Raw genomic sequence first — 24115 nt, 5'->3', positions numbered from 1 at the left:
AATGAAAAACACATCGTTGATATTAATTTGCGCTTTCACTGTGGCTTGCAGTACTCATAAACAGCCGAATAAGGTAGAAACTGTTAAAAGCACAACCGAAAGAGCTGAGGTGGTTAATAAATTTAAACCCTATAAATTAATTGGCGATTATACTGTGATTGATACCGGCGAATATTCAAACGGACCGATGGGAGGTTTATACGCTATCGTTAGAAGCCCTTCCAATTACATCGACACCATTGACTTAGGATATGGTATCAGACGTATTGGGGATGCCTTTTTTTATGAGAGCTTATATGGCGTGAAGAACTATGATGATTCTCCGGGATCTAAACACGATTTGGGACTCGATTTTGGTGAATATTATATTATCGATGGAAATAAAAAGATAACGTTAAGTAAAATTGCGCCGAACTTTGATAAATATTTCTCGTCACCAAATATAATAGATAACTCATTGTATTACTGGCAACTCGACAAATCAGATACTACGGGAAAAATAAAGGTTTCGGCTACGCGATTTGATTATAAATCAGGCAAAACTCAAGCAGTGTATTTGTTTGAGGATTATGTAGAAACTGATGACAGTGGATATTTTCCAGCACCCTACCTTCAACATGACACCATTTACTTTGACAATGGTAAATCTCAATTAAAGAAATTTTCAAAAGATTTTAAATCTTACAATTAAGCTATGTTCGATTTACAAAACATACTCAGAAATAACATTAAAAACCTGGTTCCCTACTCATCCGCACGCGATGAATTTAAAGGCGAAGCCAGCGTTTACCTAGATGCAAACGAAAACGCATTCGGTTCGCCGCTTGACAAGGCATACAACCGTTACCCCGACCCAATGCAGTACCGGGTTAAAATGCGCCTGAGCGAAATTAAAGGTGTGCCTGCCCGCAATATCTTTTTGGGCAACGGTAGTGATGAGGCTATCGATATCCTTTTCCGCGCGTTCTGTAACCCGGGCGTGGATAACGTGATATTAGTACCGCCAACTTATGGCATGTACGAGGTTTCGGCCAATATTAATGATGTAGAAACCCGCAAAGTGCCTTTAACTGAGGATTACCAGTTGAATTTAGAAGGCATTTCTGAAGCCATAGATAAAAACACCAAGCTGATCTTTATCTGCTCGCCCAACAATCCTACCGGTAACTCTATCGACAGGGATGATATAGAAACCCTGCTGGCCAATTTTAACGGCATTGTGGTGGTTGATGAGGCGTATATCAATTTCAGTCGTCAGAAAACATTTATTCAGGAACTAACTGAATATGCTAACCTGGTGGTTATGCAAACGCTATCTAAAGCCTGGGGACTGGCTGGTTTACGCATCGGCATGGCCTTTGCCAGTGAAGAAATTATTGAGGTAATGAATCGGGTGAAACCGCCTTACAACATCAATGAGGCTTCGCAGGAATTAGCCTTAAAAGCACTGCAAAATACCGACCTGGTAAATCTTTGGATCAAAGAACTTTTGGCCGAGCGGGATAAATTAGTTTTAAAGCTTAAAGATTTTGATTTCGTGCTGGACATCTATCCTTCCGATGCCAACTTTATTTTGGTTAAAACTACCGACGCCAACGGCATTTACAACTTTTTGGTACAGCATGGCATTATTGTTCGCAACCGTACTAAGGTCGAATTGTGCGAAGGTGCGTTGAGAATAACTATCGGCACGCCAGACGAAAACCAAAAATTATTAGAAACTTTACAACAATACAAATGATCGGTCCGCAAAAAATATTGTTTATAGACAGGGACGGCACCCTGATTAAAGAGTGTGCCGACGAGCAGATAGACTCTTTCCATAAGTTAGAGTTTTACAACAAAGCCCTGCAATACTTACCCCGCATTGCCGCCGAGCTTGATTTTAAGCTGGTAATGGTAACCAATCAGGACGGGCTTGGAACCATCAGTCACCCCGAAGAAAACTTTTTTCCAGTTCAGGATTTAGTGATCAAAACCTTTGCTAACGAAGGCGTTGTATTTTCTGCCGTGCATATCGACCGCACATTTCCCGCTCAAAATGCGCCTACGCGCAAACCGGGTACTGCTATGCTAACAGAGTATTTCGATACCGAAAAGTACGATCTGCAAGGCTCATTCGTGATTGGCGACCGTAAAAACGACGTTTTACTGGCGAAGAATTTAGGTGCGAAAGCCATTTGGTTAAACAACAATTCGGGCTTAGGCGCAAAAGAATTTACTGACGAAGAAAATGCAGCCATTAAAGAAGTAATCGCTTTAGAAAGCACCGATTGGCAGAAGATATATGAGTTTTTAAAACTGGGCGAACGCGTAGCCGAACGCCGTCGCACAACTAAAGAAACTGATATTTTTATCCGCATTAACTTAGATGGCACCGGCGAAGCCAAAGTAAAAACCGGTTTGCACTTCTTTGATCACATGCTGGATCAGATTGCGCGCCACGGTAGCATCGACCTGGAAATTGAAGCCAAAGGCGATCTGTATATAGACGAGCACCACACCATCGAAGATACAGCTATTGCACTGGGCGAAGTTTTTGCAACAGCATTAGGCGATAAACGCGGCATTGAGCGTTACGGCTTCTGCCTGCCAATGGACGACTGCCTTGCGCAGGTTGCCCTTGATTTTGGCGGCCGCAACTGGCTGGTTTGGGATGCAGAATTTAAACGCGAAAAAGTGGGCGATGTACCTACCGAAATGTTTCTGCATTTCTTTAAATCGTTTTCAGATGCGTCGAAATCGAACCTTAACATCAAAGCAGAAGGCGATAACGAGCACCACAAAATAGAAGCAATATTTAAAGCCTTTGCCAAAGCCATTAAAATGGCAGTAAAAAGGGACGCAAATAATATGGTTTTACCAAGCACTAAAGGGATGTTGTAACATCCCCAGCCCCCTAAAGGGGGTGCAAAATATCATAATGGAAAATCAAACGGTACAAAATACAGATCAAAGCAGTCCGCTCCCCCTTCAGGGGGCTGGGGGGCTTGGAATAGTACGTTACGGCGCGGGAAACATTTTCTCCTTAACCTCTGCATTAGACAGGCTGGGCATTGCCTATGGTATGATCAACGAGGAAGCCGATTTCGAGAAATTCGACCGATATATTATCCCCGGCGTAGGTCATGCAGGCGCGGCCATGACCAAATTAACAAACACGGGCCTGGTACCAAGTATTAAAGCCTTGCAAAAACCAACTCTGGGTATTTGTGTTGGCATGCAGCTGCTTACCTCCTATTCTGAAGAAGGCGACTCTGATTTGTTAGATATTATCCCGGTAAAAACACTCAGATTTAAGGACGAGCCTGGCTTTAAAGTGCCGCACACCGGCTGGAATAATGTGTATGCGAAAGAAGGTAATCCACTATTTGAAAATATTCCAACGGGCGCTCATTTTTACTTTGTACATTCATACTATATTGAGTACAATAAATCGTACACATTAGCGTCAACCAATTATATTAATAATTTTTCGGCATCAATTTGGCATGATAATTTTTTCGGAGTACAATTCCATCCTGAAAAGTCAGGGGAGTACGGCGAAACTTTACTTAAAAACTTTTCAAAACTTTAAAGAGCATGTATATAATCCCTGCCATCGACATTCTCGATAAAAAAGTAGTTCGCCTTCGCGAAGGTAATTACGAACAGGTAACACACTACGATGTTACGCTGGAAGAAATGATCGAAAGGTACCAATCCAATGGCACAAATTTCATTCATGTTATAGACCTGAACGGCGCTAAAAACGATTTCAGCAACCAGGAGTATCTGTTCAATGTGATTAGAAAAACAGATATGAAGGTGCAATACGGCGGAGGCGTGCGCAGCATTGATAAAGTTAAAGAACTGATTGATGCAGGTGTACACCGCGTTATTGTGGGCACACAAGCCATCACCAACCCAAGCTTTTTAGAAGATTTGAGCAAATCACTTTGTGGCAAAGAGCGTTGCTCGGACCAAGTGGTTGTCGCCATCGATGTATTAGACGAAGTAATCAAATATTCTGGCTGGATGGAAAGCTCACCGCTTAAACTGATGGATTATGTCGATAAATGTCTGGCACTAGGCTTTTACCGCTTTTTATGTACCGACATTAACAAAGACGGCAAATTAGCGGGCGCAGGCGTTGATCTGTACAAAAAACTGCTCGATCACTCCCCTTTCATTAAACTGATAGCCTCTGGAGGTGTAAGTTCTATGAAAGATATCGAAGAGCTCAGCAAGATCAAGGTAGAGTCGGTAGTGGTGGGTAAAGCCATATACGAAGACCGTATCAAGATCGAAGAGATCAAAGACTGGAATTTACAGGCTTTGGTGTCGATATAAGAGCCCCCCATCCCCCTGAAGGGGGAACACTATGTAAAATGAAGAAAAGCAGAATGTCATTAGGTGCCGGACATCTGATATTTAAGAATGCTGAAATACTACGTAATAATCCTACTGCTGCAGAGGTCGCCTTGTGGGGTTATTTGCGAGGTGGCCAATTAAACACAAAGTTTAGAAGACAGCACCCACTTGGACTTTACATAGCGGACTTTTATTGCCATCAACATAAGGTAGTCATTGAACTTGATGGTGGCATTCATTTGCGATCAGATGTTTTAGCAAATGATATTGAACGGGATTTATATCTCAATAGCGAAGGCATACGGGTATTGAGATTCACCAACAATCAAATCTTCCAAAATATAGAAATCGTTTTGAATCAAATAAATAAAGTTCTTAACTCCCCCTTTAGGGGGCCGGGGGGCCTCGCTAAACGAATAATCCCCTGCCTCGACGTTAAAGACGGCCGTACTGTTAAAGGTGTAAACTTTGTAGACCTGCGCGATGCCGGCGACCCGGTTGAATTGGCCTGGAACTACTCGCGCCAAGGTGCCGACGAACTGATTTTCCTCGACATTACAGCCACTCACGAACGCCGTAAAACCATGATTGAGATGGTAAAGGCTGTGGCCAGGCAAATCAACATCCCTTTTACCATAGGCGGTGGTATTAACGAAATTGCCGATGCCGACGCACTGTTGAATGCAGGTGCAGACAAGATCTCCATCAATTCTGCTGCCGTACGTAACCCCGGCTTTATCGACGAACTGGCTAAGGCTTTCGGAGTGCAGTTTGTTGTGGTTGCGGTGGATACCCGTCATGATGGTAACGCCAACATTGTTCACCTCAATGGTGGCCGTATCCCTACGGAAAAAGAAACACTGGACTGGATCAAAGAAGCTGAAAGCCGCGGCGCGGGCGAAATCCTGCTAACCTCAATGGACCACGACGGCACTAAAGCCGGGTTTGATAATAATTTATTGAAGGTGGTTAATGACGCTGTAAACATCCCGGTTATAGCTTCGGGCGGTGCTGGCAGTGTGGAACACTTTGTTGATGTATTTCAGAAAACCAATGTTGATGCCGCATTGGCGGCTTCGGTGTTTCACTACGGTCAGATATTAATCCCCGACCTGAAATCCGCCTTACGCGAACAACAGATTAACGTTAGATAATACGATATTTGCAGCTTGAGTAAGTTGCCTGATTAGTCGCCCGGGCGATTAAATAATACTAAAATGGAAATAGATTTCGATAAAACCGACGGACTGGTTCCGGTTGTAATACAGGATGCACAAACTTTAGAGGTGCTGATGCTGGGGTATATGAATGCCGAAGCCTATCAGAAAACCATTAAAGAAAACATAGTTACGTTTTTCTCCCGCTCTAAAAACCGTTTGTGGACCAAGGGCGAAACCAGCGGTAATTTTCTGCATGTGCAAAGCGTCCACATCGATTGCGATAAGGATACGATTCTGATCATGGTTCGCCCTCAAGGCGCTACATGCCATACGGGTAGCCGTAGCTGCTTTGATACCGCTTATAACCAAAACTTCATACTGGAGCTGGAAAACATCATTCGCAACCGTTACGAAGAGCCGCAGGAAGGATCATACGTAAACAAGCTACGCAAAAAGGGGCTTAACAAAATAGCCCAAAAAGTAGGTGAAGAAGCCGTTGAAACTGTAATTGCAGCCTTAGCCGAAACCGAAACCGACATGATCAACGAATCGTCGGACCTCGTTTTTCACTTATTGGTGTTACTTCGCGAAAAAGGCTTATCCCTAGAAACTATCGCAAAAAATCTGGAAGGCAGACATGCCCCCCAGCCCCCTAAAGGGGGAGTTGAATAATAACTCTACACAAAAAAATTTAATCCTGGTCTCCCCCTTTAGGGGGTCGGGGGGCATATGAAAGCAGAACAAGCATTTGAATTAACGGGCCACCAGAACCCGATATTTGCGGCAGAGTTGTCGCAGAAACCGGGCTTATTGTTTACGGCCGGAAACGATAAAGGGTTGGTAGAATGGAGCCTTACACGGCAGGAATTTATCAAGGTGATGTTCCCTGTCGCTGGTTCGGTATATGCAATTCATTGCCCTGTTGGTTTTCCGTTAATGTTTGCAGGCTTGCGCAATGGCGATGTTTTGGTATTCGACTTTATTCAGCAAAAGATCATTACTACTCTTAAACAACATCTAAAGCCAATCTTCGATATTAAATCCATCCCCAACAAGCAGGAGCTGTTGGTTGCTTCAGAAGATGGTTCTGTTTCGGTATGGAATTTACAGGACCTAACATTGCTGCACATTATCCGTGTATCGGCAGATACCGTACGTTCTATAGCTATATCGCCCAATCAGCAGCAAATGGCTTTAGGATGTCGGGATAATCACGTAAGGGTTTACAATACCGAAGATTATTCGCCTGTAACAACCCTGTCCGATCATACGATGGCTGTGTTTACTACTGCCTATGCTAATGATGGCCGCTATATGCTGTCAGGCGCGCGAGACGCCCAGATCAAAGTATGGGATGCTGCCTCATTCGAATTGGTTAAAAATATACCGGCGCATTTATTTGCGGTTAATCATATTTTAAGCCACCCTACGCGGCCTTATTTTGCCTCGGCAAGTATGGATAAAAGCATTAAGATTTGGGGGGCCGATGATTTTAAACTCTACAAGATCATCAGTCGCGAAAAAGGTTATGCCAATCACCTCCTATCCATCAACAAACTGGCCTGGGATGGCGATCAATTAATCTCTGTGAGCGACGATAAGCGTGTATTAGGCTGGGATATCGAATTTTAAAAGTATCGCTTAATAATGCGCAGTTTGTGCGTATAGCGCTTAAATTCTTCCGAGTAAATACCCTGTCCGTCAATGCGTTCAATCTTCACCTTTCCAGAAGCGTGAATAATCTGCTCGCTGTTTAACATGATGCCTACGTGTACAATACGGCCTTCGTCATTATCAAAAAAAGCAACGTCGCCGGCTTTTGCTTCAGGTAAAAAATCTACCACTTCGCCTTGCTCTGCCTGTAGATAAGCATCGCGTTTTAAAGTCAAGCCATGCTGACGAAACACTGCCTGCACAAATCCTGAGCAATCGATTCCAAAATGGGTACGACCGCCCCAAAGGTAAGGCGTGTTTAAAAAGGTTTTTGCCAAGGCAATAATATCGTTATTGTCGGGTTTATTATTTTCGAGCTTATACTGTTCCTCAGCTATCGTCAGCACATTATCCGCTATTCCCGGCAGTGAACTACCAAACGGAACATAAAGTGAAGAACCATCAGACTCTTTTATAATCGTATTAATAGCACTGCCAGTAAGCTTATTTTCTTCGCTAAAACTACGGTATTCGTCTTCACCTATGATTGTAATCTGATTAAAGCTGATCCAGCCTTCGTAGCCATCGTGCGCGGCTATAATACGCGCCCATTTCTCGGTGCGCTCCATTATCTCGTACACCTCACCAAACAGCAATTGCGAAACCATTTCACTCTGCTCCCGCGCTTCTTTACGCATGGGGACAATTGCCAGATTACTGATACCGTATTCCATAGTAAAGGCGAAGATAATTAAAAAATAGAGTCGAGAATCAAGAGACAAGAATCAAGACCGTAGAATGGCCTCATACTTTCTTAAATTGTCAATTTAAGCAGACGAACCCTTCGTAACCTAATCAATGTGGCCTCTTGATTTTCGGATAACACTTTCCCTACCTAAGCACCGCCTTTAACCGAAAATAAAGCAACCACGAGTTCTTTTTGATTACTTTTTCTTGCGGAAAGAAAAAGTGACATCCACTGACGATCATAAATCACACCGCCCTCACTAATGAAAAACGGATTGCTACTTTATGTAAGTTAGTATTAACAGGTCAACGACTTAATTCCTCAAAAAGGCGTGATTAAAAACAAAAAAGGGTTCCGAAAACTCCGGAACCCTTTTTAAGCTAAATAAGCGAAAGCCTATTCATTCATATGAAGCCAGTCTTTTTTAGCTAATAATTCCTCTTCGCTTTCGCGGATATCTTCGTCGTCAACACAACAATCAACCGGGCAAACGGCTGCGCACTGTGGCTCGTCGTGGAAACCTACACACTCGGTGCATTTATCGGGTACAATGTAATATATATCGTCAGACAGAGCTGCCTGGGTTTCTTCGGCATTTAGCGTGTTGCCATCGCCAAAATCAATAACCCCGCGCAAACCTGTACCATCCGAAAAGCGCCACGCAGCGCCAGCGTCATAAATAGCGTTATTCGGGCATTCCGGTTCACATGCCCCGCAGTTTATACATTCGTCGGTGATTTTGATCGCCATAATTATTAAAGTCTTATATATCTGAGTTACCTTTGTATTGCGGTATACCCTGCAAATATAACAAAAAAGACTTTCGGGGGTTTAAAAAACCTTACCCTATATGATGCTAACAGACAAAAATTACATAATAAAAGTATTTACTACCCTTGGGCAGCGTTTGTCATTGCCAGATGAAACACTTTCAGCCGTTATCAACAACGAACATTATCACAACGCCTGGTTCACGCAGGTCAGTGTAATGCAGGCTGTTAAAGCAGCAGGGAAAATGCTGAATGAAGACGATCTTACTACCTGGCTAAACAAATATAATCACCTGCCACACAGCCCAAAAAAAATTGGGTTAATATTGGCCGGCAACATCCCTATGGTGGGTTTTCATGATATTATCTGTGTGTTGGCAACCGGTAATATTGCATTGATCAAACTATCGTCGCAAGACTCGCGTTTGATACGCCACGTAATGCAAATGTTGATTGATATTGAGCCAGCATTAGCCGAACAGATCGTGTTTACCGAGCGCTTAGAAAACTTCGACGCCGTAATTGCTACCGGCAGTAATAACACTTCGCGTTACTTCGATTATTATTTTGGCAAAGTGCCTAACATTATTCGCAAAAACCGTAACAGTGTGGCTGTAATCAGCGGTTATGAAAGCAAAGAAGAACTTAATAAGCTGGGTTACGACATTTTCGATTATTTCGGCTTAGGTTGCCGCAACGTGTCGAGCCTGATGGTGCCGCTAGAATACGATTTCATTCCATTTTTTGAAGCCATAGAAGAGTACTATCCTATCGGCGATCACCATAAATATCATAACAATTACGATTACAACAAGGCCATTTACTTGGTAAACCGTGATAAGCACCTCGACAATGGATTTCTGCTGATTAAAGAAGACGAGCGGTTAGCCTCGCCCCTGGCTGTAGTGTTTTATCAATATTATGACACGCTGGATTCGGCAGTTGATACCTTAAAAAATCGCAGCGAAGATATCCAGGTTGTAGTAAGTCAAATGCAACTGGAAACCGGCAACCAGGTAGTGCCATTTGGACAGAGCCAGCACCCACAGTTATGGGATTACGCCGATGGGATTGATACAATGCAATTCTTGTCAAATCTTTAAAAGTTCATAGTCGATAGTTCGTAGTTCATGGCCGGCTTTACTTGTCAAATCTTTAAAATAACGATACCTTTGATAAGTGGCCAGCAATAGTTAAAGATTACATTTTTTTACTATGATCCATGAACCACAAACTATGAACTAAGGATGTACATTATAAAAGTAAAAGGCGTTGCCAAAATACCCGACTATGTACAGCTGCGCGACGAAAAGTTTACGCTGCTGGCTTATTTCAGGGTTGACAGGCCCGAAAAATCGCTGGACAAGGTTGGCTTGGCCGACAAAGCCGACTACATTATGAACCTGGTGAAAGAATTGCCTTTTGGTCAGATTTTAAAACTCGAACTCTAATTAAGATGATTGGAAACTCCATTATAAAGCTTCAAAACGTTGATATTTTTCAGCAAAAGCACTTAGTGCTGTCAAATGTCGACCTACACATTGATAAAGGCGACTTTGTTTGGCTTATTGGGCAAACGGGTTCGGGTAAAAGTAGCTTGCTTAAGGTAATTTACGGCGATATTAATATATCATCGGGTAGCGGCCATGCGGGCGGTTACCAGTTAAATGGCCTGGCTTCTAAAGACGTACCTTTTTTACGCCGCAAATTGGGCATCGTATTTCAGGATTTTCAGTTATTGACCGACCGCACCATTGAGCAAAACCTGCATTTTGTAATGAAGGCAACCGGCTGGACCGACAAAAAACTGATTGCCGATAAAACCATGGACGTGTTGGAGAAAGTAGGCCTACGTTCGAAAGTTAAAAAAATGCCGCACGAGTTATCCGGCGGCGAGCAGCAACGCGTGGTTATTGCCCGTGCGTTGATCAATGACCCCGAATTGATACTGGCCGATGAACCAACCGGTAACCTCGACCCCGATACTTCTGAAGAAATTGTAATGCTGTTGAAACAGATCAGCCAATCGGGCACTGCGGTGCTGGTTGCGACACACGATTATCATATCATTCGGGCTTTCCCGTCGCGCATTATCAAATGCGAAAACGGCAAGGTTTTGGAAGACGCGCAGATTGCGTAATAGTTCATAGATTATGGCCAATAGTTCATAGCCAAACGATATCTATGAACTATCGGTCATGAACCATGATCTAACTGCTACTGCCACTCTAAAACTGCCACTACAACATCCCATCTGCCACATTGTGGGTACTACTTAAACAAATACTGCCAAGCTGGCTGACATACGGCTGTGGCAGGATACTTGATTTGGACTGATTGAATATGATTTTTAAGAACATGCTGAGGAAGAAAAAAGCTGCCGAGGCATCTGAAAATATAAATAACGTGACTACAGAAAACACCGAACAAAACGAAAACCCGCTTGCGGACGAACTGAATGTTAATCCGCAAGGCGAAACTGAGGAAGCTCCAGCAGCTGAAGCACCCCAGTTATCTCCAGAAGAAAAATTGAAAGCCGACCTGGTAAGCGCTAACGACAAATATCTGCGTCTTTATGCAGAGTTTGATAACTTCCGTCGCCGTACCAACAAAGAGCGTGCAGAAGAACGCCAAACCGCTGGTAAAGACACTATTGCTGCTTTACTACCCGTGCTTGATGATTTTGAACGCGCTATTAAAGCTATGGAAACCGCTACAGATGTTATCCCTGTTAAAGAAGGTGTAGCGCTGATACAAAACAAACTAAAAAGCATCCTGACCTCAAAAGGCCTGAAAGAAATGGACACCAAAGGCACCCCATTCGATGCCGATATTCACGAAGCTATCACCAGCATACCTGCCCCAACAGATGATCTGAAAGGCAAAGTAGTTGACGAGCTTGAAAAAGGCTACCTGCTTAACGATAAAGTTGTACGCTTTGCTAAAGTGGTTGTAGGAGCATAAGTTTAGTTATTAAGTTTATTAAGTTATTGGGGTATTGAGTTTTAGTGATTGCCTAAGAGTAGTAACTAAATAACTCAGTAACCTAATAGCTCAAAATATTATGGCAAAAAGAGATTATTACGATATACTGGGTGTAGCTAAAGGCGCCAGTGCGGATGAGGTTAAAAAGGCCTACCGCAAAATGGCCATTAAATACCACCCGGATAAAAACCCGGGCGATAAGCAGGCGGAAGACAACTTTAAAGAGGCTGCCGAAGCTTACGAGGTATTAAGCAACCCGGAAAAACGCCAGCGTTACGACCAGTTTGGCCATGCAGCTAATGCAGGTTCTGCCGGCGGTGGCTACGGTGGTGGCGGCATGGATATGAACGACATATTCAGTCAGTTTGGTGATATTTTTGGCGGTGGCAGCCCGTTCGAAGGTTTCTTCGGTGGTGGCGGTGGTCGCCAGGGCGGTGGTGGCCGTCGTGTAGCACGCGGTAGCAACCTGCGCATTAAAGTAAAGCTAACCCTTGAAGAAATTGCCAACGGTGCCGAAAAGAAAATCAAAGTTAACAAGCAAGTTAGTTGTAAAACCTGCGATGGCACCGGTGCTAAAGATAAATCTGCTTTCCAAACCTGTTCTACCTGTGGTGGTTCGGGCGCGGTGCGCAGGGTAACTAACACCATTTTAGGTCAGATGCAAACTACCAGCACCTGCCCTACTTGTAATGGTGAAGGTAACGTGATCACTTCTAAATGTAACGTTTGCCATGGCGACGGCGTTGTACGCGGCGAAGAAACCATTAGCATTAACATTCCGGCCGGGGTAAGCGAAGGTATGCAGTTAAGCATGAGCGGCAAAGGTAATGCAGCCCCTCGCGGTGGCGTGCCGGGCGATCTGATCATCCTGATTGAAGAAATCCCGCACGAAACGTTGAAACGCGATGGTAACAACATTATTTACGACCTGCACATTAACTTTGTTGATGCCGCATTAGGGTCGAGCGTTGAAGTACCTACCATTGATGGTAAAGCCAAGATCAAAATTGATCCGGGTACCCAGGGTGGTAAAATATTAAGATTAAAAGGCAAAGGTGTGCCAGAGGTAAACTCTTACCACCGCGGCGATCAGTTAGTTCATATCAATATTTGGACCCCTAAAGCCCTAAGCCGCGAAGAACGCGAAACCTTAGAAAAACTACAAGGCTCACCAAACTTCAAACCTAATCCGGGTAAAAACGAAAAAAGCTTTTTCGAACGGATGAAGGAATACTTTGAATAGTTTTACAATCAAGAGACAAGAATCAGGAATTAAGACCTGTTAGTAATATAGAAAGCCCGAAGTTTAAATACTTCGGGCTTTTTTGCCTCACAACGCTCTCTAAGGAGAGGGTTTCTGATGATTTTAAGCGCGCCAATATCATTGATTAATGTCAGCCCGCTCATAGCCGCGGGGGGCTTAGTTACTTTTGGCTTGATCCAAAAGTAACCAAAAAATCAAGACAGAAAAAAGCTCCACCGCACAATCTTACCCTCGGCTCCGCTTTTCTGTCTGGGCCACCGCTCACGAAAATTTCATGCCGAACCCATCAATACATTGACATAACCGCCCTAAGGCAGCATTGGCAATGTTGCGGCAACCACAAGTATTGCCCAACCACCGCAGGTTCATAGCAACAGAGCCCGGCTGCGACTTTTCTTTTTGGTTCTTTTTCTTTTGAGAGAAAAGAAAAAGAACATCCACTGACGATTCATAATTCGCACTACCCTTCCTAATGGAAAACGGATTGCGTATTATCTAAGTTAGTGCTACTCGGTCGGGGATTACTTCATACCTCAATGACGTAAGATATATGTTGCGGTTAATAACGGTAAAAACGTCCTTAAATAAATAAGGAGTAGCTCGCCTACTCCTTATTTATATTAACTAAACTATTTACCCTTGCATGTAAAAAAACTTGATGCAAATATGCTGCAGGCTTGTTTTGTTAATGTAAGGTCAATATTAAATCTTAGGTAATTTTACAGCTGTGGCATCAATTCGATAACATGCTGTTTAAATATACGATCGAGAATTTCCTGGGTTTCGTTGGGGTAATTTACTTCTACTATTGTATCGTCGTTAAGCCAGTTGGTAATGATTTCCTCGTGTTTGGATTTTAGACTTTTAATAACCGGTACGCCCATTGATTTTAGCGCGGCCGCGTTTAGCTGTTGTTCGTATTGGTTTTTCATGGGTATTACCAACAGCTTCTTTTTCATAAACAGGGCCTCAGCCGGGGTTTCGAAACCCGCACCACACAGCACACCTTTAGACGAAGCCATGCTATTAATAAACTTTTCGTTATTAATGGGCTGTATGGTGATGTTACGGTGCTTCAGTGACTTTTTGTTATGCTTGGAGAATACTTCCCACTTTACATCTTTATAATTAGACAACTCCTTAATTAACCGGGCATCGTCATAAGCAGGCAGGTAAACGGTATAGTGACCGTCGTTAATCACCTCGATATTACGAACCTGCTGACGAATAACGGGTGTATAGATATTATCGTTAAAAGATTTAAAGTGAAAACCATACTGCTCGGTAACGGGCGCGTACTGTTTTAAAATTAACCGGCCCACCATATCGGAAGATTCTGTTTTGGGCGCTTGACGGGCCAGTACAGCCGCCTGGTGACTAAGCCCGATGCAAGGCTTATCGTGCAGGTAACAGGCCCATGCAGATACCGGTTCAAAATCTGTAATAATGAGATCATAATCGTGAACCGGCAGACTGTTAACCTCTTTTAAAAACTTACGAAAACTCGACTTATAGAAAGTTTTCCAAAGATCTACCCCACCCTTTTTGCCGAAGATAAAACCCATGCCATGACATTTATATTTCACGGGAAATGGCAACGAAAGGTCGCCTTGTATGCCGCTAACCAATACATCTACTTCTGCCATGTTTTTAAGCAGTGGCACAATATCCATCGAGCGGCTTAGATGTCCATTTCCGGTTCCTTGTATGGCGTATAATACTTTCATTAGCTGCGGCTAGGGTTATAGTTTAACATTTGCCTAAGATCACAACAAACGTGTTAACTAAATATCAGCAAGACATTAAATAATCAGCCCTCCAATGTTAACCGTTTCGAAGGGCCTCATGTATCTCACCAAACAATAAACCACTGCCACCGCCATAATGTTTAATTACAGGGATATTTTTATTTGCAGCCATTTGCTCCAATTCAGCTTCCTCGCCTTCGCTCAACGCACTGCCTATTAAAAGCAAATTGTAGTTGCTTTGGGCCAACAAGGCCGCAACCTGTGCGGCGTTTGCCGCGCAGGTTGCATTCCATTGTTCGTTATTATTTATTAATCGCTGTATGGTTTGGAGAATGCCATCGTGACCACATACAGCAAATATTTCAATCTTTTTCATAAGTAGCTGTGCTTCTTAAAGTTCCATCGGAACTTCCATTAACAATATCTCCGCATCAGTTTCGGCTTTAACATTAAGGCTGTCGGCTAGGATGCCCATGCCATCGCGTGCGTCCAAAAGCTGACCGTTAATGGTTACGCTGCCGCTTAGAATGAATGCATATACGCCATTAGTTTTGTCGTTCAACTGATAGGTAGTCTCAGCGCCCTTATCAAATTTGCCCATGTTAAACCAGGCATTTTGATGAATCCAAACACCGGCATCTTCTGCATTTGGTGAGAGGATTTGGTGAAACACATTCTTCTCTGTCAAGTCGATTTTCACCTGATCGTAACGTGGCTTAACATTGCGTTTGTTAGGATATAACCATATCTGCAAAAATTTAACCGGTGCAGTTCCATTCTTGTTGTACTCGCTGTGATAAATACCGGTGCCGGCACTCATGGCCTGTATTTCGCCCCTGTTAATCACGGCCTCGTTACCCATACTGTCCTTGTGCACTAAATCGCCTTCAAGCGGTATAGAGATAATCTCCATGTTATCATGCGGGTGATCACCGAACCCGCGGCCTCCATCAACGGTATCATCATTTAATACCCTTAGCACACCAAAATTCATGCGATCGGGGTTATAATAGTTAGCGAAGCTAAAGCTGTGATGGCTTTTTAACCAGCCATGATCTGCTGCCCCACGTGTTGCTGCTTTATGTATTACGAAGTTTTCCATTGCTCTAAATTGATACTCAAAGGTACCACGCAATGCATGAAAGGAACTTGACCTGGATCAAGAAAGGTGGAAGATTGTAAACTAAATTAGGTTGTTTTAATGCTGTAATTGACGGCAGTCCGCTCATAGCCGCGGGGGCCTAGTTACTTTTTCTTGATAAAAAGCAACCAAAAATCAAGACAGAAAAAAGCTTCTCCGCGCGAGGCCTACGCATGGCCCGCTTTTCTGTCAGGCCACCGCTTTGTGATGGTCTTATAAGTCACCCCGATCTATCACCGTTTTAACATCACCGTCTTACGGCAGCATTGGTAATGTTGCGGCAACCACTGTTTCTGCCGAACCATTAAACTTCATAGCAACAGAACCCGGCTGCGAGCTTTCTTTTGGTTACTTTTCTTTGGCGGTCAAAGAAAAGTGACATCCACTGACGTTCATAAACGCACACTGCCATTCCTAATGAAAAACGGCTATGCCGGGTAATTAGCGTGTGGGGTGCTGAAACAAGTTCAGCATGACGGAAGGTTGATAAAATTCCTACGCTACAACCATTACTTTCTCTTCAACAACTTACTCTGCATTCTGCTCAAAAATTCAGGCGTAACTCCAATATAGGTAGCGATGTCTTTTTTGGGAAGTGTGTTGATCAAAGTTGGGTAGCGCTTGCAGAAATTGTTGTAACGGTCTTCCGCCGTAAGACTGAGATTGTCCATCAGGCGTTGTTGGTACGATACCAGCGAGTTTTCGGTAATAATTCGAAAGAAACGTTCGAACTTGGGGACTTTCTGATAAAGGATTTCCTGGTTTGCTTTGGACAATAATAGGAGTTCCGTTTTCTCGATAGCTTCGATATTGAGGGTGCCAGGCTTTTGGCTGATCAGGCTGTACATATCTGCCATCCACCAGCCTTCGGGTGCAAAGCTGAGTACATGTTCAAAACCATTGTGGTCTACCGTGAAACCTCTTAAAACTCCCGAAATGGTGAAGGCAGAGTATTTGCAGATTTCGCCATCCTCCAATAAAAATTCTTTACGCTTGAGGGATTTCTCTTGCAATAGAGATACGAAAAAAGTTTTCTCCTCCCCCGTTAGATTAATGAATTTAGCGATGTTGTGCAGAATGAGATCGGTAGACATACAAAAAATGGTTCCTGAATATTGCTGCACAATATACAGAAACCATTTGTAAACCTATTTATTCGGGCTGTTGGCTGGCCAGTAACCTGTTCCATTCGGGATGGCGTTTTAGGTAGGCCTGCACGTATAAGCATAGTGGAACTAACTTAAGATCATGAGCTTCGAGATACTCCAATGTTTTGGTAACAATGGCGGCTGCAACGCCTTTGCCTTCCAGTTCGATGGGCACATCTGTATGGATGAGGTAAGCCTTACCATTTTTGATCTTGTAATCTATAAAGGCGCGGTGCCCTTCTACAAATAACTCGAAGTTATGGATAGCTTCGTTATTGATCAGTTGGATATCCTCGTAGCTCATAGATAAAGTTATTAATTATTTGTCGAACACCAATTGATTCGCCAGATCAATTTCTTCCTGCGTAATGGTATGCGGGCGGCCTTTGTAAATCTTTAGTATCACGTTGGCATCCATAGCGGTTAATTGTTTAACGCTCTGTTGCACCCTACTTACAGGCACATGCGGATCAGGGTCGCCGGTGGTGATTAACACGGGAGTCGCCTTGAAACTGCCGGTGTAGTTTGCCAGATTTAATTCTTCGCCAATCAACCCGCCGGTAAAGGCAACCGCGCCGCCATATTGCTGGGCATTACGGGTAATATATTCCAGCGTTAAACAGGCTCCTTGCGAAAAGCCCATAAAATAGATCCTATCTGTAGGGATACCATCTGCTTCAATCTGTTTAACCAATTGGGTAATTACGCCCAGCGCCGAACTTAGCGCGGGTTCGTTATCCTGAACGGGCGCTAAAAAGCTATAAGGATACCAGCTATGGTTAGTAGCCTGTGGTGCATATATCGCAAAATCGGCAACATCTAACTCGTTGGCGAGGCCAACCATATTATGGGCGGTGCTGCCACGGCCGTGGAGCAGTATTAATGCTCCTTTGGCTTCCTGTGGCTTAACACCGGCGGTTATAATTTTATATTCGTGGGTGTACATGATTTATTAATCTAACTTTGGTAATACTTTTTCTAACGCGCTGCGGTGTTGTTCATACTGTGCAGGCAGTTTCAGGTTTAAGCCTAATTCTTCTAAACGCTCGTCAACTGCAAAGCCAGGGTTGTCGGTAGCTATCTCGAACAGTACGCCTCCCGGTTCGCGGAAGTACAGTGAGTAGAAGTAATTACGGTCGATTTTCTCGGTAATGTGCAAGCCTAAGGCAACAATCTTTTCGCGATACTGCATCAATACTTCTTCGTTTTTAACCCTAAATGCAACGTGGTGAACAGAACCACCAGCAACGTGGCCAGCCACTTCGCCGGCTACCTCAACTAAGTCAACAATAGCGGCATTATCAACCGCATCGGTAACAAAACGGTAGCGGTTTACATGCTGCTCCAACAATTTATAACCAAATACGCCGGTTAAAATATCGGCAGTTGGCTGCATTTTATTAGTGGTAATAGTGATACTGTGAAAACCTTTGGTAGCGTTCTCAGCCTTAACTTCATCAGTTTCCCAGGGCAAACGGTTATCTGGTGTTTTAGAAGCAATTAATTCTAATTTCAGGCCATCTGGATCTAAGAAGGTTAAGTACTTTTCACCAAATTTCTCTGCTACTTTGTTGTAGGTTACGTTGTGGTCTTCAAAACGTTTCAACCAGAAATCGAAACTATTTTCGGGTACAGAATAACCAATCTCGGTAGCCTGGCGTGCGCCCCTGCGACCGGTTTGTATATTTTCCCAAGGGAAGAAAGTTAAGATAGTACCGGGGGTACCAACTTTATCGCCATAGTAAAAGTGATATGTTTCGGGGTCGTCAAAATTCACGGTTTTTTTAACCATGTGCAAACCCAATGTTTTGGTATAGAAATCGAAATTACGTTTGGCGTTGCCTGCAATTGCAGTGATGTGGTGGATGCCGTTTATTGAATTTTCCATTGTTTATGTTCCTCTTTTTAAAGTGATGTTTCGTGTTTGATTACATAGCAAAAGTACGGCCCCTTGCAAGCCTTACACTTGATGTAGGACAAGAAGTGAATTAGATAGTGACATTTTTGCATTGGGATTCTATTTGAGAGAACAAGACACAAAAACTGGAACTATGTAGATAGCAATCCATTTGTGAAAGCACCCGTACAATATCATATACTTAGCCAGATTGAAAACAAAAATCGCTCGCAACAGGCTGGCTCGAAAAGCATCCCTTGGGAAAATGAGCCATTATGAAGACATATGCTCAGCGTAATTTCATGTACAAATCAGTTTTACCTTTATAGGTAATGAAGAGCAAGTAAAGGTTGATTAGAAATACGTTGTAAAAAACTCAGGCTAGGCATGCGCCTAGCCTGAGTTTTTTACAACATGACTATAAGTACCTCTCAATTATAATGCTGCTTAATCTGGATTAATAAAACTCCAGTTCTACCCTACGATTTTTTTGCCTTCCTTCGGGGGTTTTGTTAGAGGCTATCGGCTTGGTATCACCAAACTCGGTTGCAGCTATTTTAGATTGATCGTAACCCTTTTCAGTTAAATAATCTTTCACTGCCTGGGCGCGGGCTTTCGACAAATTCCAGTTATACACGTATGCACCTACATTATCTGCATGGCCAGATACTTTAACTGCCGATTTATTTTCCTGCAATGCGCTGACTACTTTATCGAGTTCGGCATAGTAGCTCTTTTTTATGGACGACTTGTTAAAATCAAACTCGATATTTCCGAACCCCAGGTTCTTCTTACTCGCTACCGATTTTCTGGCGGCACTTAAATTACTTTTGTTTGATTTACTTGCAGAGGCACCAGTTACTACCTTAGCGGCATACCCGATGGTTACTGTGCAGGCCGCTATAACCAGCAACCCGACTTTTTTCGCAATAGATTTCATAGCAATTTTGTTTAATGGTGTGATGGATAATAATTGGTTTAATTATAGTATTACTCAATAAAATTAAATAATACAACAATCATCAACCTATATCACCGCACCCCATAATCTTACACTATCGTACTCCGTTAGTGTTTAAATAAGCTTTTAATCTTTGTACATACTTAGCAAGTATATTATCGTGGCCGATAGAGATTAGCCACAACGAGGGAACTAACAGGCCTGTTATCGTTCCTGCGAGAATATAAAGCCAGAAACCTTTATCGATCTTGATAACGGTAACGGTTTGTGGCTTATTTGACGAATTTAAACGTCGTAATAAAGTTTTAAAGTGCTCTCGTTTTTCGAGGGTAGACAGGTAACGCTTTACCGTAACCTGCTTTTCTCTTTGATAGTCCTTTCCAGAAATCCCCGAATCACTATCCCTGGCAGAAACTTCCGAATCGTTTTTCGCAGATGCATTTTCATTTAAAAGGTTGTCTATCTTCTTTTTCTCGGTCACAATTTCGTCCAGAATTGAGTCTTTAACGTTCATCTCTTTCATTGTAACCTGGCTGAGCAAGGTTCCATTAGGATGTCTCTCCGTTAATAGCTGTTGTTTACGTATGCGTATCGTATTTAAGCGCTCGATTAGTGATGATAGTTCCTTATTCGCCAGGTTAAAAGTGTTAGGTGCGATAGAAAATTGCGTTTCAGGAACATTGATATAGGAGGCCAAAACTTGCAGTATAGCCATTTGCTTTCGATACCGTTCTTTCTCCGTTTCGTTTATTCTGGGCGTGGGCGAATTATCGTTTTCGATGCTTACGTCGTTTTTCCCATTAACCAAAAGCCGTTGATTTAAGCTGTCGAGTTGTTGATCTGTGTATCTTATAATTGCTTTAACCTGTTTAATATTTCTATCACTTTGCCCATACAAAAAGCTAAGCTGTCGCAAGATACGCTCGGCTTGCTCCGGATTTTTATCCTCCATGTATAAAGTAAAGTCGATATCATTCATGTTTAATGGTATCAATTTTACAGATTCGGAAAGATCGGCTACAACAGCGTTTAAAGGAGTAATTTTGACAAGCAAAGCTGGTTCAGGTCGAAGAAAATCCGTTTCTTTTCTGATCGCAAACGCAATATCATCATACACTACCCTGCTGCCAAAAGCATGTTTTGATTGGCCCCCTTTTCCAGATACCAGGAATATGCTGTCGTTTAATACACTTATAGTAAACTGTTTGCCTGCGGCCGATCTTTTTAACAAATGAAGTTCTATAGGCAAATTCACCTTGGAAAGCTCTGTATTACGAAAAAAGCCTTGTCTGTAATATTTAACATCCAAGTCTAATGCCTCTACCGTATTGGCGAGCGGTACTTTCGATGTTAATAAAGATATGTGCCGCGCCTGGCTTTCCGTTGTTAAAACCGAGTCTTCGTGCACCACAATGCCCTCTATCGAGTCTTTATTTGAGGAGTTTACGCCTTTAACAGGTATCGCAATAGAAATTCTATAATGATTGGCACTTAACGCATAACAGACTAGCGACAGCAATAAACAAGAAATAAGTGAATACCCAAACAACCTGCGATTTGCCAAAAGTGATTGGTAAACCAGTTGCTTATTGGAGGCTATATCTTTGATATTCAACATTTATGCACCGCGATGTAATTGAATTACAATCGTTACGCTTGTAATGTTTTTCTGCCGACAATTAGAGCTTTATGTTGTTAAATGGCGATTAATGAAGCACCTAATTAGGGCTTGTATAGATTATAAAGTGATTGGTGACGACACCAACCGCAGGCTGCAATGTTTAAGGTTTCAATTAGTGGACGTTTTACCGCCCACAATTCTTTTAATCTTTCTTCCTTTCTCCTTCACCACTGGCGCCTCCTTAATCTCAAAACTTCCCTGCAAACCTTCGGCGGAGTTTCGGCCAATCCAAACTTTATAGATACCTGGATCGGTAACCAGTTTCATTTGCTGGTTGTGGTAGGCCAAATCAGCGGCGGTGAGTTTAAACGTTATCATTTGTTTTTGGCGTGGGCTGAGGCTTATCTTTTTAAAGCCTTTTAGTTCTCTAACCGGCCGCACCACATCACCAACCATTTGTTGCACATAGAGCTGCACAATGTCGGTTCCTGCTCTTTCGCCCACGTTTACGATTTCGGCCGAGATCTGGATGGTTTCGCCTGGATTTATCACCGTCTTATCCTGAACTAAGTGATAATAATCGAACATAGTGTAGCTTAAACCATAGCCAAAAGGATACTGTGGCAGGTAGCCGGCATCTAAATAATGAGAAGTATTACCTAACGAACTTTGCCATGCCCCTACGGGGATGCTATCTAATGCTACATAAGCCTGTTTTGTTGCAGGCCGACCGGTATTGGTATGGTTATAATATAAAGGTTCCTGCGCACCTGTTTTAGGCCAGGTAACGGGCAAACGGCCTTCGGGAGTGTAAATGCCGGCAAGCATATCAGCAATGGCCGGGCCGCCCATGGTGCCCGGGTGCCAGGCCATCAACACAGCGTCAACTTTGTTTAAGATATTGCCCAGTGTTATCGGCCTACCGGCCATAATTACGAGCACTATTGGTTTACCTTCCTGGTGCAAAGCGCTGATTAAACTATCTTGTGCGCCAGGCAGGCCAATATCGGCCCGGCTATGCGCTTCGCCGGAGAGGATCGCTTCCTCCCCACCGAAAAATACAATAGCGTCTGCATCGTGTGTGGCTTTCACGGCTTTAGAGAAACCATCAGTACCACGGTCGCGGCTAAAATTTAATCCGGGTGCATAAAAAATATTGTCTTTACCATACAGTTGCTGCATAGCCGTAAGTGGCGTGTGTGTGTCTTTAGCATCGCCATCAAAAGTCCAGGTACCTAACTGCTCGTGGGGCGCATCTGCCAGCGGACCAATTACAGCTATTTTCTTTACATTTTTGGCAAATGGTAAGGTTATATTGTCATTTTTTAATAACACGGTGCTTTCTATAACTGCTTTCTTTGCAGCTGCAAGGTTGGCATCGGTAAGTATAACCTTGCCGTCTGGAGTTTCTGTATACGGGTTATCGAACAAGCCGAGACGGAATTTCAACCTCAATATATCCCTCACGAGCGTATTTAATTGGGTTATAGATACCTTACCGCTCGCCACAAGTTCCTTCAAATTCTTTTCGTAGGTATTGCTGGCCATTTCCATATCCACACCCGCATTGGCTGCTTTTGCGGCGGCGTCGCTGCTGTCCCGGGCGAAGCCGTGGGTGGTCATTTCTACAACGCCGTTCCAGTCGCTTACCAGCATACCGTCGTATTTCCACTCGTTGCGCAAAATACCTTTCAGCAAAAACTGGTTACCGGTTGATGGTACGCCGTTAAGATCATTAAAAGCGGCCATAAATGTACCTATACCGGCATCTTTGGCGGCGGCAAAGGGCTTAAGATAAACATCGCGTAATAATTGCTCCGGGATATTTGCCGAGTTATAGTCCCTGCCGCCCTCGGCCGCCCCATAACCTGCAAAATGCTTGGCGCATGCTGCAATACTATTTGGCGCCGACAAGTTATCGCCCTGAAAACCTTTAACATAAGCCTTAGCCAATAACGAAGCCAAATAAGGATCTTCGCCCGGCGACTCGGCTATGCGGCCCCAACGGGCATCACGGGCAATATCCAGCATGGGCGCAAAAGTCCACCGTATACCATTGGATGATGCTTCTGTTGCTGCAATGCGCGATCCCTGTTCTACAATCTCCGGATCCCAGGTGGCAGCTTGCCCCAACGGTATGGGGAATATCGTTTTAAACCCGTGGATCACATCGCGGGCAAATATTAAGGGGATATGGCGCGGGCTTTCTTCTACAGCAATACGCTGCAATTCGTTCACTTTTTCTATATCAACCACATTAATTACCGAACCCGCCCTACCCTCGCGCACAGCATTTTTTAACGCCTCCGGCAATGGCCCTTTAACCCTGCTTGATGCCCCGCGCTGCGCGGTTTGCCCAATCTTATCGTCGATGGTCATTTTAGCTATCACGCTATCTATACGCTGCTCGATGGTTTTGCGCGCAGGCGTTTTAGGCGGATGAATAGTAAACGCACTAATACCTATTGCGATACCAGCGACGATAGTTATAGGCAATATGTTTTGGGTAAAGGATTTGGTCATTTGTTTTTGTAGGCTGTGATTGTTTTCCGCAATGTTGGCCAAAAATAAGGTGTCCGCCAATCATACGTAAGGTCAAATTAACAACTTTCATTGCAAATTGTGCCGAAAATTAACGACAACGTTTTTCCAAAGCTATCTGGCTG

25 protein-coding genes and 1 pseudogene are annotated in these 24115 nt (G+C 43.4%); 14 read left to right on the top strand and 12 right to left on the bottom strand.

Going from position 1 to position 24115, the window contains the following annotated elements:
- The first annotated feature begins 1 nt into the window (after position 1).
- The 9 genes and pseudogenes from GSY63_RS11545 (at position 2) to GSY63_RS11510 (ending at position 7145) form a co-directional block, all read left to right on the top strand.
- Entirely contained in the window at positions 2 to 691 is a 690-nt protein-coding gene (locus tag GSY63_RS11545; RefSeq protein ID WP_166585956.1) for a hypothetical protein, read from the top strand.
- Positions 692 to 694: 3 nt separating this feature from the next.
- A complete protein-coding gene (gene hisC / locus GSY63_RS11540) occupies positions 695 to 1741 on the top strand; it encodes a histidinol-phosphate transaminase (protein WP_166585955.1) in 1047 nt (348 codons plus the stop codon).
- Positions 1738 to 2886, top strand: coding sequence for a bifunctional histidinol-phosphatase/imidazoleglycerol-phosphate dehydratase HisB (gene hisB / locus GSY63_RS11535; protein ID WP_166585954.1), 1149 nt, complete (start codon positions 1738 to 1740; stop codon positions 2884 to 2886). The genes hisC and hisB overlap by 4 nt, the downstream gene beginning before the upstream one ends.
- Before the next feature lie 37 nt (positions 2887 to 2923).
- Complete coding sequence (gene hisH / locus GSY63_RS11530) at positions 2924 to 3577, top strand: imidazole glycerol phosphate synthase subunit HisH (protein ID WP_166585953.1); 654 nt, start codon at positions 2924 to 2926, stop codon at positions 3575 to 3577.
- A 5-nt stretch (positions 3578 to 3582) separates the two neighbouring features.
- Positions 3583 to 4332 carry a 1-(5-phosphoribosyl)-5-[(5-phosphoribosylamino)methylideneamino]imidazole-4-carboxamide isomerase gene (locus tag GSY63_RS11525; RefSeq protein WP_166585952.1) on the top strand — a complete coding sequence of 250 codons (750 nt, stop codon included), beginning with the start codon at positions 3583 to 3585 and terminating at the stop codon, positions 4330 to 4332.
- A 38-nt stretch (positions 4333 to 4370) separates the two neighbouring features.
- Positions 4371 to 4718: pseudogene (locus tag GSY63_RS24825) on the top strand (endonuclease domain-containing protein); the annotation flags it as partial.
- Positions 4716 to 5507 carry an imidazole glycerol phosphate synthase subunit HisF gene (gene hisF / locus GSY63_RS11520; RefSeq protein WP_317168566.1) on the top strand — a complete coding sequence of 264 codons (792 nt, stop codon included), beginning with the start codon at positions 4716 to 4718 and terminating at the stop codon, positions 5505 to 5507. The pseudogene GSY63_RS24825 and the gene hisF, both read left to right, overlap by 3 nt.
- Positions 5508 to 5570: 63 nt before the next feature.
- On the top strand, positions 5571 to 6185 hold the full coding sequence (gene hisIE, locus GSY63_RS11515; RefSeq protein WP_166585951.1) for a bifunctional phosphoribosyl-AMP cyclohydrolase/phosphoribosyl-ATP diphosphatase HisIE: 615 nt from the start codon (positions 5571 to 5573) through the stop codon (positions 6183 to 6185).
- A gap of 57 nt (positions 6186 to 6242) precedes the next feature.
- Positions 6243 to 7145 carry a WD40 repeat domain-containing protein gene (locus tag GSY63_RS11510; protein WP_166585950.1) on the top strand — a complete coding sequence of 301 codons (903 nt, stop codon included), beginning with the start codon at positions 6243 to 6245 and terminating at the stop codon, positions 7143 to 7145.
- On the opposite strand, the gene GSY63_RS11505 is transcribed toward GSY63_RS11510, so the two are convergent.
- Positions 7142 to 7900: a C40 family peptidase gene (locus tag GSY63_RS11505; protein ID WP_166585949.1), complete on the bottom strand. Its 759-nt coding sequence runs from the start codon at positions 7898 to 7900 to the stop codon at positions 7142 to 7144. The genes GSY63_RS11510 and GSY63_RS11505 overlap by 4 nt on opposite strands.
- Positions 7901 to 8310: 410 nt before the next feature.
- On the bottom strand, positions 8311 to 8664 hold the full coding sequence (locus GSY63_RS11500) for a 4Fe-4S dicluster domain-containing protein (protein WP_166585948.1): 354 nt from the start codon (positions 8662 to 8664) through the stop codon (positions 8311 to 8313).
- Between the two features lie 100 nt (positions 8665 to 8764).
- On the opposite strand from GSY63_RS11500, the gene GSY63_RS11495 reads away from it, so the two are divergent.
- The 5 genes from GSY63_RS11495 (at position 8765) to dnaJ (ending at position 12912) form a co-directional block, all read left to right on the top strand.
- On the top strand, positions 8765 to 9787 hold the full coding sequence (locus GSY63_RS11495; RefSeq protein WP_166585947.1) for an acyl-CoA reductase: 1023 nt from the start codon (positions 8765 to 8767) through the stop codon (positions 9785 to 9787).
- A gap of 144 nt (positions 9788 to 9931) precedes the next feature.
- Complete coding sequence (locus GSY63_RS11490; protein ID WP_166585946.1) at positions 9932 to 10135, top strand: fructose-6-phosphate aldolase; 204 nt, start codon at positions 9932 to 9934, stop codon at positions 10133 to 10135.
- 5 nt (positions 10136 to 10140) lie between these two features.
- Positions 10141 to 10824 carry a cell division ATP-binding protein FtsE gene (locus GSY63_RS11485; RefSeq protein ID WP_166585945.1) on the top strand — a complete coding sequence of 228 codons (684 nt, stop codon included), beginning with the start codon at positions 10141 to 10143 and terminating at the stop codon, positions 10822 to 10824.
- 218 nt (positions 10825 to 11042) lie between these two features.
- Positions 11043 to 11648, top strand: a complete 606-nt coding sequence (locus tag GSY63_RS11480; RefSeq protein WP_166585944.1) for a nucleotide exchange factor GrpE — start codon at positions 11043 to 11045, stop codon at positions 11646 to 11648.
- Between the two features lie 100 nt (positions 11649 to 11748).
- A complete protein-coding gene (gene dnaJ / locus GSY63_RS11475; protein ID WP_166585943.1) occupies positions 11749 to 12912 on the top strand; it encodes a molecular chaperone DnaJ in 1164 nt (387 codons plus the stop codon).
- A gap of 740 nt (positions 12913 to 13652) precedes the next feature.
- Here dnaJ and GSY63_RS11470 read toward each other — a convergent pair.
- The 10 genes from GSY63_RS11470 to GSY63_RS11425 all read right to left on the bottom strand — a co-directional run bounded on the left by GSY63_RS11470 (position 13653) and on the right by GSY63_RS11425 (position 23972).
- Positions 13653 to 14660: a glycosyltransferase family protein gene (locus GSY63_RS11470; RefSeq protein ID WP_166585942.1), complete on the bottom strand. Its 1008-nt coding sequence runs from the start codon at positions 14658 to 14660 to the stop codon at positions 13653 to 13655.
- A 97-nt stretch (positions 14661 to 14757) separates the two neighbouring features.
- The gene (locus GSY63_RS11465; RefSeq protein ID WP_166585941.1) at positions 14758 to 15057 is read right to left on the bottom strand and encodes a response regulator receiver protein; all 300 of its coding nucleotides are present in this window, start codon (positions 15055 to 15057) and stop codon (positions 14758 to 14760) included.
- 15 nt (positions 15058 to 15072) lie between these two features.
- Positions 15073 to 15783, bottom strand: a complete 711-nt coding sequence (locus GSY63_RS11460) for a pirin family protein (RefSeq protein WP_166585940.1) — start codon at positions 15781 to 15783, stop codon at positions 15073 to 15075.
- Between the two features lie 548 nt (positions 15784 to 16331).
- Entirely contained in the window at positions 16332 to 16916 is a 585-nt protein-coding gene (locus GSY63_RS11455; RefSeq protein WP_166585939.1) for a Crp/Fnr family transcriptional regulator, read from the bottom strand.
- A gap of 58 nt (positions 16917 to 16974) precedes the next feature.
- Complete coding sequence (locus GSY63_RS11450; protein ID WP_166585938.1) at positions 16975 to 17274, bottom strand: GNAT family N-acetyltransferase; 300 nt, start codon at positions 17272 to 17274, stop codon at positions 16975 to 16977.
- Positions 17275 to 17289: 15 nt separating this feature from the next.
- A complete protein-coding gene (locus GSY63_RS11445; RefSeq protein ID WP_166585937.1) occupies positions 17290 to 17916 on the bottom strand; it encodes an alpha/beta hydrolase in 627 nt (208 codons plus the stop codon).
- A gap of 6 nt (positions 17917 to 17922) precedes the next feature.
- Positions 17923 to 18858, bottom strand: coding sequence for a ring-cleaving dioxygenase (locus GSY63_RS11440; RefSeq protein WP_166585936.1), 936 nt, complete (start codon positions 18856 to 18858; stop codon positions 17923 to 17925).
- Between the two features lie 466 nt (positions 18859 to 19324).
- The gene (locus GSY63_RS11435) at positions 19325 to 19807 is read right to left on the bottom strand and encodes an OmpA family protein (protein WP_166585935.1); all 483 of its coding nucleotides are present in this window, start codon (positions 19805 to 19807) and stop codon (positions 19325 to 19327) included.
- Between the two features lie 115 nt (positions 19808 to 19922).
- Positions 19923 to 21446: a GumC domain-containing protein gene (locus tag GSY63_RS11430; RefSeq protein WP_166585934.1), complete on the bottom strand. Its 1524-nt coding sequence runs from the start codon at positions 21444 to 21446 to the stop codon at positions 19923 to 19925.
- A 171-nt stretch (positions 21447 to 21617) separates the two neighbouring features.
- Entirely contained in the window at positions 21618 to 23972 is a 2355-nt protein-coding gene (locus GSY63_RS11425; protein ID WP_208094522.1) for a glycoside hydrolase family 3 N-terminal domain-containing protein, read from the bottom strand.
- Positions 23973 to 24115 lie beyond the last annotated feature (143 nt).

This window comes from Mucilaginibacter agri, assembly GCF_009928685.1.
In the GTDB taxonomy this organism is placed as follows: domain Bacteria; phylum Bacteroidota; class Bacteroidia; order Sphingobacteriales; family Sphingobacteriaceae; genus Mucilaginibacter; species Mucilaginibacter agri.
The sequence above is the reverse complement of the archived record's forward strand: the minus strand, read 5'-3'. Positions and strand labels throughout refer to the sequence as shown.